A 13,294-nucleotide genomic window follows, 5' to 3' on the forward strand; every position below is an offset into this window, starting at 1 on the left:
AGAGGCCGGGCGCGTGCGACTGGACTACACAGGGCCTCTGCCCGAACCGGTGGGCTTCCTGCTGCTGCCGCGCTTCTCGATGATGGCCTTCTTCTCGGCCGTTGAGCCGCTGCGCATCGCCAACCGTATCAGCGGTCGGCCGCTGTTCGACTGGACCCTGTTCGGTCTGGATGGGCAGCCGGTCACCGCCAGCAACGGCATGACCCTGATGGTCGACCAGCCGGCGGGCGATGTCCACGCCCTACCGTCCCTGGCGGTGTGCAGCGGCTTCGCGCCCGAGGCGCACCTGAGCCGGCCGCTGATGGCCTGGTTACACCGCCTGGACCAGGCCGGCTGCGCCCTGGGTGGGCTCGACACCGGTTGCTTCCTGCTCGCCGCCGCGGGGCTGCTCGAGGGCGAGCGGGTCACCCTGCACTGGGAGAGCCTGCCGGCGTTCCGCGAGCGTTTTCCTGCCGTCGAGACCTCCGACGAGCTGTTCGAGCTGGGGCCGCGGCGTTTCTCCTGTGCCGGTGGCGCCGCCGCCATGGACATGGCCCTGGAGGTGATTGCCCGGCGCCACGGCACCCGCCTGGCGGTGGATGTCTCCGAACAGCTGATCCATGACCGGCTGCGCAACCGCAGCGACCAGCAGCGCATGACCCTGGCGCGCCGCCTGGGTACCCATAATCGCCGCCTGGTGCAGGCGGTAGCGCTGATGGAGCGCCATCTCGAGGCGCCGCTGTCCCTTGCCGAGATTGCCCGGCGCTGCGGGATCACCCCGCGCCAGCTGCAGCGGCTCTTTGCCGACACCCTTTCCAGTACGCCCCAGGGCTGGTACCTCGGCCTGCGCCTGGGGCGCGACTACTACCTGTTGACCGAGACCGACCTCGACGTGTTGGCGGTGAGCCTGGCCTGCGGCTTCGCCTCCGCTTCCAGCTTCTCCCGCGCCTTCAAGGAGCGCTACGGCCAGCCGCCGCGCGAGATACGGCGGCGGGCCGGTAGCGGCTAGGGGCGGAACACCGCCAGGTCGGCCTACCGCTCGTTCAGGCGGCGCCGCCGTCTGGCGTCGAGGCTCTCGCGGAACAGCGAGAGCAGCACGCCGGCGGTCATCACCAGGATCACCACGCTCAGCGGCAGGGCGGCGGCGATCAGCGCCGTCTGCAGGGCGGTGAGGCCGCCGGCCACCAGCAGCACCGCGGCGACCAGGCCGATCACCACGCCCCAGAAGACCCGGAAGCGCGCCGGCGGCTCCTCGTCGCCCAGCGACAGGATGGTGGTCAGCACCAGGGTGCCGGAGTCCGAGGAGGTGACGAACCAGCTCATCAACAGGAACACCATCATCGCCGAGAGCAGCCAGCCGAAGGCGCCGGTGCCGACGATGCCGTCGGCGGTGGCGAACAGCGCCGCCGGCAGCTGCCAGGCGTTGACCAGTTCGATGATGCCGGCGCTGCCCGGGCCGCCCGCGGCGTGGAGCTCCTGATACATGGCGTTGCCGCCGAAGATGATCAGCCAGACGAAGATGATCAGGGTGGGAACCAGCAGCACCCCCAGCACGAATTCACGCAGGGTGCGCCCCTTGGAGATGCGCGCGATGAAGAGCCCCACGAAGGGCGCCCAGGCGAGCCACCAGCCCCAGTAGAAGATGGTCCAGCCCTGCTGCCACTCGGCGGTGCCCGGCTCGTCGGCGTGCCACAGCCCCATGGGGATGAAGTTGATGGCGTAGTCGAGCAGGGTCTCGCCGAAGGCCATGATCAGCCACAGGGTGGGGCCGCCGACCAGGAAGATGCCTACCACGGCCAGCGAGACCCAGACGTTCATCTCCGAGATCACGCGAATGCCCCGGCGCACGCCGGTGACCGCCGAGAAGATGGAGATAGCCGAGATCCCGGCGATCAGCAGCAGCTGGGTCGAGAGGCCCGAGCCGACGCCCACCAGGCGCTCCAGGCCCACCGCCATCTGGCTGACGCCCAGGCCCAGGGAGGTGGCCACGCCGAAGACGCAGCCGAGCACGCCGAGGATATCGAAGAGGTGGCCGAGGGGGCCGAAGATGCGATCGCCCACGAAGGGGTAGAGCGCCGAGCGCAGCGCCAGGGGCAGCCCCTTGCGGTAGGCGAAGTAGGCCAGCGACATGCCGACGATCACGTAGATCGCCCAGCCGTGCAGCCCCCAGTGGAAGAGCGTGACGCGCAGCGCATCGATGGCCCGCTCGTGGCCGATGGCGGTGGCGCCGGCCATGTCGGCATGGGGGTTGTTGGGGTAGCCGAAGGCGCCGGTGTCATCCAGGTAGAAGACCGGCTCGGCGACGCCGAAGAAGAGAATGCCGATGCCGATACCCGCCGAGAGCAGCATGGCCAGCCAGGCGAAGTTGCTGAATTCGGGGCGGCTGTCGTCGGGTCCGAGGCGCACGCTGCCGTAGCGGCTGAAGACGATGAAGGCGCAGACCGCCAGCAGCAGCATCACCGTGACCAGGTAGTAGCCGCTGAAGGTGGTCTCGATCCAGGTGCGTGCCGTGCCGAACAGGCTGCCGGCCGTCTCCGAGCCGAGCCCGGTGAAGAGTACGAAGAGTAGCACCAGGCCGCCGCTGGTCAGCGTCATGCCCTTGTGCATGCCCTGAAAGACGCCGCCCTGAGCGAGCTCGGTCACCATGTAGTCGGTGTTGAGTTCGGCTCTGGGCGAAGCGTCGCTGGGCGGCGATGAGGGGCGGTGGGGGGGAGTTGGCGTAGCGATGTTCTTGTCCTCCTTGGCCGGGCGTCGGGCCGGCAGTCCCGGTGGGCCGCCCGCGGTGGCGGGCGGCCCGGCGTTGCTGCGCTGTCAGCGCCGAATGGCGATGGTGCGCCCGGCGAGCTCCGGCCAGGCGCCCGTCTCGGCCTGGGGCAGGGCGGTGATCGCCTCGGCCACCGGCGCCGGGAAGGCGTCGGGCCGGCCGCTCTCCTGGTTCATGCCCATCAGCATCTGCTCGCTGGTGGCCAGCAGGTTGCCCTCAGCGTCGTTGAGCGCGAAGAAGACGTGCAGCCGCTTGGCGTCGCGGTCCAGCAGGGTCAGCGCCACGCTCAGCGGCTCCCCCTCGTGGGCCTCGCGGCGGTAGCAGAGGTGGGTCTCCAGGGTGTAGAGCGTATAGCCGTGACGGGCACGCCCCTCGGCATCGAGGCCGATATGCTCCATCAGCGCCTCTACCGCCAGTGAGAAGACCCGGGCGTACTCGGCGTCATTCATGTGGCCGTTGTAGTCGACCCACTCCGGGGCGACGCGGGTGTTGAGGATCTCCATCAGATGCGCCCCTCCAGGCCCTCGGCCTCGGGCCAGTACTTCTGGACCAGGTCGAGCAGCTCCACCAGGAAGTCGTCCCGGCGGCGGTCGAGTTCGCTGACGGACCGGCCGGCGGCCTGATGCTCGCACCCATCAACCACCCGGTCGATCAGCTCCTCGGTGAGCTCGGGGGCCTCGATCTTGGTCCAGGGGAGCTTCAGGGCGGGGCCGAACTGCTCGAGCATATGGCGCATGCCCGCCTCGCCGCCGGCGAGGTGGAAGGTGAGGAAGGTGCCCATCAGCGACCAGCGCAGGCCGCAGCCGTAGACCACGGCGGCGTCCACCTCCTCGGTGGTCGCCACGCCGTCGTTGACCAGGTGCAGGGCCTCGCGCCACAGCGCCTCCATCAGCCGGTCGGCGATATGCCCCTCGATCTCGCGGCGCACCGCCAGGGGACGCATCTCGAGCTCTCGGTAGAGCGCCGCGGCGCGCTCGACCTCGGCGGGCTCGGTGGCCTCGCCGCCGACCAGCTCCACCAGCGGCAGCAGGTAGACCGGGTTGAAGGGGTGGGCGACGATCACCCGCCCCGGCGCCTTGGCGCAGTCCCGCTGCAGGTCGCTGGGCTTGAAGCCGGACGTCGAGGAGCCGATCAGCACCTCCGGCGCCGCGGCGGCGTCCAGGGCGGCGAGGATCTCGCGCTTGAGATCCAGGCGCTCCGGCACGTTCTCCTGGATGAGATCGGCGCCGGCCACGGCCGCCTCCAGGCTATCCACGAAGGTGAGCCGGGCGGGGCTGGCCCCCTCGGCCAGACCCTGACGCGTCAGCGAGGCCCAGGCGTTGTCGACGAAGGCGCGGGTGCGTGCCGGGGCCTCCGGAGCCGGGTCGAAGGCCACCACGTCCCAGCCCCGGGCCAGGGCCCTGGCGATCCAGCCGTTGCCGATCACCCCGGTACCGATCACGGAGAGCTGACGGCTCATGCCTCACCTCCTGCGCGCTTCGCTACCGGCTGGCCGCTCTGCGGGTCGCGCAGCCCCAGGTGGGCGCGGGTCTCGGCGGGGGTCATGACCCGGGCGCCGAGGTTCTCGATCAGGGTGGCGGCGTGCTCCACCAGCTGGGCATTGGTGGCCAGGGTGCCCTTCTTCAGATAGAGGTTGTCCTCCAGGCCGACCCGGGCGTGGCCGCCCAGCAGCACCGCCTGGGCGGCCATGGGCATCTGGTGGCGGCCGATGCCGAAGGTGGCCCAGTGGGCGCTTGCCGGGAGCTTGTTGCGCATGGCCAGCAGGGTCTCGGTGTCCGCCTCGGCGCCCCAGGGGATGCCCAGGCAGAGCTGGTAGAGGGGGGCGCCGTCGATCAGCCCCTCCTGCTGCAGCTGGCGGGCGAACCAGACGTGGCCCAGATCGAAGCACTCCAGCTCCGGCTTGACGCCGGCGGCCTGCACCAGGCGGGCGTGCTCGCGCAGCCAGTCGGCGGGGTTCACGTAGACCATGTCGCCGAAGTTGAGGCTGCCGCAGTCCAGGGTGCAGAGCTCGGGCAAGAGCTCACCCACCGGCGCGTGGCGCTCGGCCGGGGTCTGGATATCGGTGCCGGGACCGCCACGGGTGGGGTCCTCGGCGTCGGGGATCCAGTCGCCGCCGCCGCCGGCGGTGATGTTCATCACGATGTCGACGTCCGCCTCGCGCACCCGCTGCATCACCTCGCGGAAGTGCTCGACGGAGTGGCTGATGCCACCGGTCTCGGGGTCGCGCACGTGGATATGTGCCACGCTGGCGCCCGCCCTGGCGGCCGCGATGCAGTCGTCGGCGATCTGCTTGGGGGTGACCGGCACGTGGGGGCTCTTGGCAGTGGTGTCGCCGGCGCCGGTGACGGCGCAGGTGAGGATAACATTGCGGTTCATGCTCGGCTCCTGAGGAAGGGATGGCGGATGTCAGGAGCAGTGTGGGGGAGGGCGGCAGGAAGGGATTGTCGAAAGGCGACCTTATTTCTGCATAATGCGACGCGTTGGTTCAGAGGATGCCGACGTCTTCGGCGCGGCGCGGCAGCGACAGGGTGAAGACGGTACCGCGCTCGGTATCACACGAAAGGCACCTTCCCAACAGCCTGTTCAGCCCCAGCACCCTCGAGACCCGGACATTCAATGGCTACGCCGAGGAGGTGGCTGGGCTCTATGCGGGCATGGACCTGAGGAAGCACTTCTGATGGCGGCACGGCGAAAAGGGTGACCCTGGCGCGGCAGTGTGTTACTGGCGGCTCTCGCCCCTCTTCTGCTGTGTAGCTGGCAGGTCACCCAGCTTGCCGCCGGCCCCGAACCGGGGCGCTACCCGCGGTTGAGCCTTGGCCAGGGCACCCGGCGTGGCAAAGATGCCGGCCGGAGTGCCCGAGCGTGATCATTGGGCCGAACCTTGTGTCATCAGGTAGTCGGCCAGGGCCCGGTAGGCGGGTTAGAGCCTGACGCCCGTCCCGTGCACCGGGACTCGTGCCGACTCAGTAGAGATGTACGGCCTCGAAGTGGGCACGTGACTCGCCCTCGTCGTCGACGAGGGTCAGGGTCTCGCCATCGACCTGCCAGCCGGCAACCTCCCCGAGGGCATCGAGCAGCTCGCGTTCGAGTGCCATCGCCGCGCCGGGACAGGCCATCACGGTGGTGGCCACTCGGCCGAACGTTAACCGGTCGCCGTCGCGCTCATACTCGCCCATCATGCGGTTGCAGCCCGTGGAGCCTGCCAGGCGAGACTCCTCGGCATGCAGCACCAGATGCGCCTCCCGCGCCTCATCGATGGCCACCACCTCGCGCTCACCCACGGTCAGCAGCTTCCAGTAGGTGTTCTCCAGGGGCTCGTTGACGCTGTCGCCATCCGAGGCCGCCTCAAACCCGGCGCAACCGGCCAGGGTCAGTGAGCCGACCAGCAGGGCCGTAAGCGAATACTGTTTTCTCATCGAGGACACTCCATTGCCATTCAGGAGCCTTGTCAGACTGCCCGGCGGCATAAGGTTCCCAAGGTCGTGATGTGCGCCTCGGGTGAATCTGCCGGCGGGTCCGCTTTTCCTGCGCTGCCTGAAGGATCTCAGCAGTCTGGACCGCACGGCAGAGCGGCGGGACATGGCTAAGCGCTGTGGTCCTATCGGAATCGATCTCACCAATGCGGCTCGCCATTCGTCGGCGGTCTACTTGGTTGCCTCGTAATGCCTTGTTTATGTTTAGTATTTCGACCACCAATGGCGGCATTTGCACTAGTCATTGGTCGCGCAGGGTGCCTCTGGCCATAGTCGAATCACCAGCAGTCGACACAACACAGACACGCGAAGGGGAACGGCGGCCGACTCCGAGAGGGCCGCAGGCACCCGGCTGGTGAGTCGATCCCACGGACCCAGAGGAGACAACAACATGAAACTGCCGTCACTGATCGAGATTCCCAACGGCGACAAGGTCACCCCGACCTTCTCCGACGCCGAGATGCAGGGCCGCCTGGCCCGCCTGCGCGACTACATGGCCCAGAACGACGTCGAGGCGGTGGTGCTGACCTCCTACCACAACATCAACTACTTCAGCGATTTCGTTTACTGCAAGTTCGGGCGCGACTACGGCCTGGTGGTCACCCAGGATCGCTTCACCACGGTGACGGCCAACATCGACGGCGGCCAGCCCTATCGCCGCAATCGCCTCGGCGACAACATCGTCTACACCGACTGGCAGAAGGACAACTTCTTCAAGGCCGTGAAGCAGCTCTGCGAAGGCAAGCGGCGAGTGGGCGTCGAGTACGACCACCTGACCCTGCAGAACCAGCAGAAGCTGATGGACGCCCTGGGCGACGTGGAGCTGGTGGATATCGGCGTGCCCACCATGAAGCTGCGCATGATCAAGTCCGCCGAGGAGATCGCGCTGATTCGCCAGGGCGCGCGCATCGCCGACGTGGGCGGCGTGGCCGTGCGCGATGCCATCCATGCCGGGGTGCCGGAGTATGAGGTGTCGCTGGCCGGTCAGGCGGCGATGGTGCGCGAGATCGCCAAGACCTACCCCAACAGCGAGCTGATGGACACCTGGGTCTGGTTCCAGTCCGGCATCAACACCGACGGCGCCCACAACCCGGTGACCACCCGCCGGGTGCAGCCCGGTGACATCCTCAGCCTGAATACCTTCCCGATGATCTCGGGCTACTACACCGCCCTGGAGCGCACCCTCTTCCTCGGCCACGCCTCCGACGAGCACCTGCGCCTGTGGGAAGTGAACTGCGAGGTGCATCGCCGTGGACAGGAGCTGATCAAGCCCGGCGTACGCTGCTGCGACATCGCCCACGAGCTCAACGAGATCTTCGCCAAGCACGACTTGCTGCAGTACCGCACCTTCGGTTACGGCCACTCCTTCGGCACCCTGAGCCACTACTACGGTCGCGAGGCGGGCCTCGAGCTGCGCGAGGATATCGAAACGGTGCTCGAACCCAACATGGTCGTCTCCATGGAGCCGATGATCATGATCCCGGAAGGGCGGCCGGGAGCCGGTGGCTACCGCGAGCACGACATCCTGGTGCTCAACGAGCACGGGGCCGAGAACATCACTGGTTTCCCGTACGGCCCGGAGCACAATATCATCCGCTGATGGCTGCAGTGAGCTAGCGCCCTCCCAGCATGGAGGGGGGCGCCAGATTGGCCAGCCCGGCACGGAGAAAGTCAAGAACGTGCCGGGTAGCTACGCTGAGCTCATGCTCACGATAGTAGAGGCCGATACTCACAGCGCCGAGAGCAGGCAGTTGTGCTGTCTCCTTTGCTGCAGTGAAATGCGACGGCACCACCGAAGAGGCCATGGCCGTGAGGCCAAGGCCTTCTTCGACGGCCGAGAGTATTCCGAGTAGGCTTGGGCTCGTGTAGGCAACACGGTAAGGCCTTGCTATCTGCTCTAGCCTGGACTCCAGCATTGCTCGATAGATGCAGCCCTGTGGGTAGGTCACCAGTGGCAGAGTGCTCTCCTCAACAAGCCCTTCGTGGTTCATGACCCAGACGAGCTGATCCAGTCTGTAGTCTCTTCCATCCCTGCTTTCATTTTCCTTTTCTGGCTCCATGACAAGACAGATGTCGTAGAGGTTTTTTTGGAATCTTTGGTAGATTGACTTGCTGATATCACAGTCTACTTCGACCATGATGTTCGGATAGGTGCGTGTCAGGTTTCTAAGTGCCTTGGGAAGAAATGCAAGTTCAAAGTCATTGGGAATTCCGAGCCTTACCTTCCCGGAAACACTATCCCCTCCCATGCGTGATATCACGCGATCATTGATTTCGAGAAGCTGTTTGGCTGCGCCATAAAGATATTCTCCATCTTCTGTGAGCTCCAGGCTGGAGCCTCGGAGAAATATCTGAGTATTTAGCAGCGTTTCGAGCTTCTTTATCTGTAGGCTTATCGCGGGTTGTGAGCGTCCTAACAGCTCGCCCGCACTGGTGAATCCACCGAGGTCCTTGATGGTCACAAAGGTTCTCAGCAAGTCTGTGGGTATGTTTTTCATCTGGTTCAGCCCATTGTTGTGCCTTATGTGAGAATTTGTTTTTCAAATTGGCTTGCCAACATGACTGTAAAATACCTTGATAGGGCCAGGTAAGGCAATGCAGTAACAGGACGCTGAGACCTTTCGATAATGACAAGAGGGTGTGCAAATGAATTCCTGGGTGTTGAGCACCTTTCTGGTGCTAACTTTCTATATGCTGATCCATGCTGGTGCAGCCTACCTCCGCAGGGAGCTGAAGCATAAATCCGCTGAAAGCTCATTGAGGAGGTGACCATGGATGCTTACAAGGTTTTCAATTGGGGGCTTCTGCTCCTCACCTTTGGCCTGCTGATCTATCTGGGCTTTCTCTCGTCAAAATACATGAACAAGAGCGATGAGGGCGGGTTTCTGGTGGCCGGGCGCTCGCTGGGGGCCTTCGTGGCGGCCGGCACCATCGTGGCCACCGGCTTCAGCGGCTGGGGCTTCATGGGCTCCCCCGGCGTCACCTACCAGTTCGGCGCCATCGAGGTGCTGGGCAACTTCTTCTTCGCCCCCGCCATGATGATCGCGGTGCTCTACTTCGCGCGCTTCCTGCAGCGACGCGCTCTGGAGATGGGCAGCAACACCATTCCTGAGTATATCGCCCAGAGCCATGGCGGCGGTGCCATGGGGCGGGTGCTCCAGGGTGTTGCCGGGTTCATCACCATCCTGCTGCTGATGGTGTTCCTGACCAGCCAGATAAAGGCGGTGGGGCTGCTCGGTGCCAGCTGGCTAGGGATCGAGCTCAACCAGAGCGCCTTCCTGATGGTCTCGGTCATCATCATCTACACCATGCTCGGTGGCCTGGCTGCCGTCGCCTGGACCGATACGGTCATGGTCTGCGGCATGGCCCTGGCGGCGGTCATCATCCTGGTGCAGATCCTCACCTCGGTGGACCTGGGCACCTGGGAGGCGTCGCTCAACGCCATCGACCCGGAGCTGCTCAACCCCACCACCGGGGCACACTACGGCGACTCCATCGGCACCGTCTTCCTGGTGCTGCCCTATGCCTTCCTGTTCGCGGCCGTGCTGCCCTACATGGCCATCCGCTTCCTGGCCATGAGGCCGGACGTCAAGCTGCACAAGGTGGGCGTCTATGGGGCCATCCTGGGGGCCCTGCTGAGCCTGATCCCCATCGTGGGGCTCTACGTGCGCATGCATGTGCCCGACCTGGCCGACCCCGACATGGCGATGCCGGTCTACCTGGAGCAGTTCATGCACCCGGCGATCCAGGGGGTGATCACGCTGTTCATCATCTTCGCCATGAAGTCCACCGCCAACTCGCTGCTGCATACGGTGGCCTCGGCGACCTCCCATGACCTGCGCCTGTCGCTGTTCGGAGCGGTCTCCAGCGAGCGTCTGGCGCTGACGATCAACCGTTCGGCGGTGGTGGTGCTGGGCATCGTGGCCCTGCTGATGATGCTCTATGCCCCGCCCTTCATGCTCTCCTGGCTGGGGATCCTCGGCTCCGGCACCCTGCTGGCCAGCATGATCGGCCCGGTGTTCATCTCTACCTTCTGGCAGGGCAGCGCCTGGGGGGCACTCAGTGCCATGCTGGTGGGCTTCTTCACCAGCGGCTACATGATGCTCTTCGCCGACGTGGGCTGGCTGATCGGTCCGCTGACCGGCTGTGCCGTCTCCTCGGCCTGCTATGTGGGCATCTCCCTGCTGAACCGCCAACCGAGCGGTCAAAGTCAGCGTGCCTAGATCTTGTCGCTAAAGCCTGTATGAAGACGCTGAACCAATGGCTCGGCGTCTTCAGCCTGTCCAGCGCCCTCAGCTAGGAGCTGGCAGGCTCCTCCTTCCGACGTGTGTTGTTATCTTGGCTTGAGGATGCGCTCGGGCAGAGGAGATGCTGCACCGCAACAGTGCCTGATGGTCGGTGCTGGTGCATGGGACGCAGCGCTCGCCCGACGCTCGGGGGCGTGAGGGCGATCGGGTGTGCACTATGCACACCTGGGCCAGTCATTCCTTGGCCATCATCGACAGCTCCAGCCATCGTACTCCTCGGATGCCGGGCGATGGCACACCCCTTGCAAAGATCCATGCAGACAGTTCCTCGATGACCCGAATCCAGGAGTGACGCATGGAAAATTCCGACTACCCCCTCAGCGAAGTTCCCCGGGAGGCCCGCAAGGGGCTCATCTCTACCTCGCTCGTGCTGCTGGGCTTCACCTTCTTCACCTCCACGATGTGGGCCGGCGGCGCCCTCGGCGAAGCCTTCGCGATTGGCGAGCTGCTGTGGATCATCCTGATCGGCAACCTGCTGCTGGGCGGCTACGCGGCCACGCTGGCTTATATTGCCTGCCGGAGCGGCCTCAACTCGGTGCTGATGGGCCGCTTCTGCTTCGGTGAGCTGGGCAGCAAGCTGTCCGATGCCATTCTCGGCTTTACCCAGATCGGCTGGTACGCCTGGGGCACCGCGACCATTGCCCTGGTGCTGGTCAAGGCCACAGGTATCCCGGATGCCTTCACGATGCCGCTGATGGTGGCCTTCGGCCTGGCCTTCTGCCTGACGGCCATGGTGGGTTACCGGGGGCTGGACCTGCTCTCCCGGTTTGCCGTGCCGGCCATGCTGGTGTTCATCCTGATCAGCCTCTACCGGGGGCTGATCGATATCGGCGGGTTCGGCGGCCTGGCCGCGCAGACCCCCACTGGCAGCATGAATGTGACGGCGGCCATCACCATCGTGATCGGTACCTTCATCAGCGGGGGCACCCAGGCGACCAACTGGGCCCGCTTCGCTCGCACGCCCAAGATTGCGGTGATCGCGACCCTGGCCGCCTTCTTCGTCGGCAACGGACTGATGGTGCTGACCGGCGCCTTCGGTGCGCTGGTCTACCAGCAGGCGGATATCGTGGATGTGCTGATGGCACAGGGTTTCGTGACCATCGCCGTGCTGATGCTGTTCCTCAACATCTGGACCACCCAGGACAACACCATCTACAACTTTGCCGTTGCCGGCTGCAATCTGCTGCGGATCGACAAGCGCCGGGTTGTCACGGTGGCCGGCGCGCTGGTGGGGACCGTGCTGGCGATCGGTGGCATGTACAACCTGCTCATTCCCTTCCTGCTGCTGCTGGGCACCTTCATCCCCCCCATCGGCGGCGTGATCATGGCCGACTTCTGGCTCAAGCATAAGGGTCAGTATCCCACCCTGGCCGAGGCCAACCTGCCCGCCTTCAACTGGCAAGGCCTGGGTGCCTACGCCTTCGGCTCAGCGGTCGCCTACGGCTCTCCCGTGCTGCCCCCGGTGGTAGGTGTGCTCGCGGCCGTGGTCGGCTACGGGGTGCTTCATCACCTGCCGCTGCGCATGGCCTCGCTGCGAATGGTGAAGGGCTGATGGCGATCTGCTGTGCCGACATCGTGCGCCTGCCCGGCCTGGAAGGCATTCGCCTGAAGGCCGGTCTACAGGGCAGCCAGAATGTCATTCGCTGGCCCTATATTGCCGAGAGCCCCAGCCTCTCGCCCTGGGTACGCGGTGGGGAGCTGGTCTTCGTGACCGGCATCGGGCGGCGGCGGAGCGAGGAGGAGCTGCAGCAGCTGCTTCGCGAGGCGGTGGAGCAGCGGGTGGCGGGTGTCGTCTTCCTCGTCGGCCCCGAGGGCATGGCGGCGATACCCTCCAGCGTCATCAGCCTGGCCAATGCGCTTGGCTGCCCACTCTTCGAACAGCCCTATGCCCTGCCGCTGGTGTCGGTGACCGAAACGCTCAGCAACGCCATCGTGCAGGACCGCCTGGCGGGCCAGTCGGCGAAGCTGTTCCTGTCGCGACTGCTCAATGGCGCGGCAGGCGCGCCAGAGTTGATCGAGCTGCGTGCCAGGGAGCTAGGTCTCTGCGTCGAGGGCGGTTACGTGGTGATGGCCGTGCGTCTGCAGGGTGCCGCGGACGAGGCGGGTAGCCTCGCCCCCACTGCCCAGCAGCAGGAATTGCTGGAACAGCGGATCACGGCCCTGCTCGAGCGACGCGGTATCCGGTGGCCAGTCCTTCAGCAGGCGCAGAGCTGGCTCATGCTGTGGCCTGCCAGCTCGGAGGCCATGGCGGAGCTTCCCGACGAACTGGAGCAGGCGCTGGCGGCCCTTCAGTCGCTGCAGCCCGACGGGACTCTGCATGCCGGTGTCAGCGAGCGGCACGCTGACCTGTGCCAGCTTGCCGATGCGGCCGAGCAGGCCTGCCAGGCGCTGCAGTTTGCCCGTCAGCACCAGGGCAGCCGCCTCTTCTTCCATGAACGGCTGGGCATCGCGCGGCTGTTTGCCGCCATTCCTCAGCGGAGCGCGCTGGTGACGTTCTGCCAGCAGCAGCTGGGTCCACTCTGCTTTGCCCGCGATGGTGATGCCAATGAACTGAAGCAGACGCTCAGGCGCTTTCTCGACAGCTTCGGCAATCTGCAGCAGGCCTCTGCGTCGCTCGGGATTCACCGCAATACGCTGCGGCAGCGGCTCAAGCGCTTCGAGCAGCTGGTGGGTATTTCGCTCCAGGACCCGCATGCACGCCTCAATGTCCAGAATGCACTGCTGATCGAACAGATGCTGTTTGCGCATCACACCCTCGACACCCCGTGATA

The 13,294-nt window shown here is 65.6% G+C and carries 12 protein-coding genes; 6 read left to right on the plus strand and 6 right to left on the minus strand.

Features of this window, described 5'->3' with window-relative positions; all coding sequences use genetic code 11:
* The first annotated feature begins 13 nt into the window (after nt 1-13).
* Nucleotides 14-988 carry a GlxA family transcriptional regulator gene (locus B6N23_RS10750; RefSeq protein ID WP_305498699.1) on the plus strand — a complete coding sequence of 325 codons (975 nt, stop codon included), beginning with the start codon at nt 14-16 and terminating at the stop codon, nt 986-988.
* Between the two features lie 23 nt (nt 989-1,011).
* On the opposite strand, the gene B6N23_RS10755 is transcribed toward B6N23_RS10750, so the two are convergent.
* The 4 genes from B6N23_RS10755 to B6N23_RS10770 all read right to left on the minus strand — a co-directional run bounded on the left by B6N23_RS10755 (nt 1,012) and on the right by B6N23_RS10770 (nt 5,119).
* Nucleotides 1,012-2,625, minus strand: a complete 1,614-nt coding sequence (locus B6N23_RS10755) for a BCCT family transporter (RefSeq protein ID WP_305498701.1) — start codon at nt 2,623-2,625, stop codon at nt 1,012-1,014.
* Between the two features lie 165 nt (nt 2,626-2,790).
* Nucleotides 2,791-3,246, minus strand: a complete 456-nt coding sequence (locus B6N23_RS10760; RefSeq protein ID WP_305498704.1) for a thioesterase family protein — start codon at nt 3,244-3,246, stop codon at nt 2,791-2,793.
* Complete coding sequence (locus B6N23_RS10765) at nt 3,246-4,202, minus strand: L-carnitine dehydrogenase (RefSeq protein ID WP_305498705.1); 957 nt, start codon at nt 4,200-4,202, stop codon at nt 3,246-3,248. Before B6N23_RS10765 ends, B6N23_RS10760 begins: the two co-directional genes overlap by 1 nt.
* Complete coding sequence (locus B6N23_RS10770) at nt 4,199-5,119, minus strand: beta-keto acid cleavage family enzyme (RefSeq protein ID WP_305498708.1); 921 nt, start codon at nt 5,117-5,119, stop codon at nt 4,199-4,201. Before B6N23_RS10770 ends, B6N23_RS10765 begins: the two co-directional genes overlap by 4 nt.
* A 116-nt stretch (nt 5,120-5,235) precedes the next feature.
* Here B6N23_RS10770 and B6N23_RS17140 point away from each other — a divergent pair, with 116 nt between their 5' ends.
* On the plus strand, nt 5,236-5,421 hold the full coding sequence (locus B6N23_RS17140; RefSeq protein WP_379687926.1) for a hypothetical protein: 186 nt from the start codon (nt 5,236-5,238) through the stop codon (nt 5,419-5,421).
* Between the two features lie 285 nt (nt 5,422-5,706).
* On the opposite strand, the gene B6N23_RS10780 is transcribed toward B6N23_RS17140, so the two are convergent.
* The gene (locus tag B6N23_RS10780; protein ID WP_305498710.1) at nt 5,707-6,159 is read right to left on the minus strand and encodes an META domain-containing protein; all 453 of its coding nucleotides are present in this window, start codon (nt 6,157-6,159) and stop codon (nt 5,707-5,709) included.
* A gap of 448 nt (nt 6,160-6,607) precedes the next feature.
* Here B6N23_RS10780 and B6N23_RS10785 point away from each other — a divergent pair, with 448 nt between their 5' ends.
* A complete protein-coding gene (locus B6N23_RS10785; RefSeq protein ID WP_305498712.1) occupies nt 6,608-7,816 on the plus strand; it encodes a M24 family metallopeptidase in 1,209 nt (402 codons plus the stop codon).
* Between the two features lie 13 nt (nt 7,817-7,829).
* On the opposite strand, the gene B6N23_RS10790 is transcribed toward B6N23_RS10785, so the two are convergent.
* Nucleotides 7,830-8,714 carry a LysR family transcriptional regulator gene (locus B6N23_RS10790; protein WP_251309176.1) on the minus strand — a complete coding sequence of 295 codons (885 nt, stop codon included), beginning with the start codon at nt 8,712-8,714 and terminating at the stop codon, nt 7,830-7,832.
* A 273-nt stretch (nt 8,715-8,987) separates the two neighbouring features.
* Here B6N23_RS10790 and B6N23_RS10795 point away from each other — a divergent pair, with 273 nt between their 5' ends.
* From B6N23_RS10795 to B6N23_RS10805, 3 genes are all read left to right on the plus strand, one after another.
* The gene (locus B6N23_RS10795; protein ID WP_305498717.1) at nt 8,988-10,439 is read left to right on the plus strand and encodes a sodium:solute symporter family protein; all 1,452 of its coding nucleotides are present in this window, start codon (nt 8,988-8,990) and stop codon (nt 10,437-10,439) included.
* A gap of 379 nt (nt 10,440-10,818) precedes the next feature.
* Complete coding sequence (gene codB, locus B6N23_RS10800) at nt 10,819-12,075, plus strand: cytosine permease (RefSeq protein ID WP_305498719.1); 1,257 nt, start codon at nt 10,819-10,821, stop codon at nt 12,073-12,075.
* 23 nt (nt 12,076-12,098) lie between these two features.
* Entirely contained in the window at nt 12,099-13,292 is a 1,194-nt protein-coding gene (locus B6N23_RS10805) for a PucR family transcriptional regulator (protein WP_305498720.1), read from the plus strand.
* The last annotated feature ends 2 nt before the right edge of the window (nt 13,293-13,294 follow it).

Source organism: Halomonas alkalicola, from assembly GCF_030704205.1.
GTDB classification, from domain to species: domain Bacteria; phylum Pseudomonadota; class Gammaproteobacteria; order Pseudomonadales; family Halomonadaceae; genus Halomonas; species Halomonas alkalicola.

Excerpts from the sequence above, each read along its gene's own strand:
- B6N23_RS10755 (WP_305498701.1), bottom strand. The coding sequence starts at position 2,625 with ATGGTGACCGAGCTCGCTCAGGGCGGCGTCTTTCAGGGCATGCACAAG.
- B6N23_RS10760 (WP_305498704.1), bottom strand. The coding sequence starts at position 3,246 with ATGGAGATCCTCAACACCCGCGTCGCCCCGGAGTGGGTCGACTACAAC.
- B6N23_RS10765 (WP_305498705.1), bottom strand. The coding sequence starts at position 4,202 with ATGAGCCGTCAGCTCTCCGTGATCGGTACCGGGGTGATCGGCAACGGC.
- B6N23_RS10770 (WP_305498708.1), bottom strand. The coding sequence starts at position 5,119 with ATGAACCGCAATGTTATCCTCACCTGCGCCGTCACCGGCGCCGGCGAC.
- B6N23_RS17140 (WP_379687926.1), top strand. The coding sequence starts at position 5,236 with ATGCCGACGTCTTCGGCGCGGCGCGGCAGCGACAGGGTGAAGACGGTA.
- B6N23_RS10780 (WP_305498710.1), bottom strand. The coding sequence starts at position 6,159 with ATGAGAAAACAGTATTCGCTTACGGCCCTGCTGGTCGGCTCACTGACC.
- B6N23_RS10785 (WP_305498712.1), top strand. The coding sequence starts at position 6,608 with ATGAAACTGCCGTCACTGATCGAGATTCCCAACGGCGACAAGGTCACC.
- B6N23_RS10790 (WP_251309176.1), bottom strand. The coding sequence starts at position 8,714 with ATGAAAAACATACCCACAGACTTGCTGAGAACCTTTGTGACCATCAAG.
- B6N23_RS10795 (WP_305498717.1), top strand. The coding sequence starts at position 8,988 with ATGGATGCTTACAAGGTTTTCAATTGGGGGCTTCTGCTCCTCACCTTT.
- codB (WP_305498719.1), top strand. The coding sequence starts at position 10,819 with ATGGAAAATTCCGACTACCCCCTCAGCGAAGTTCCCCGGGAGGCCCGC.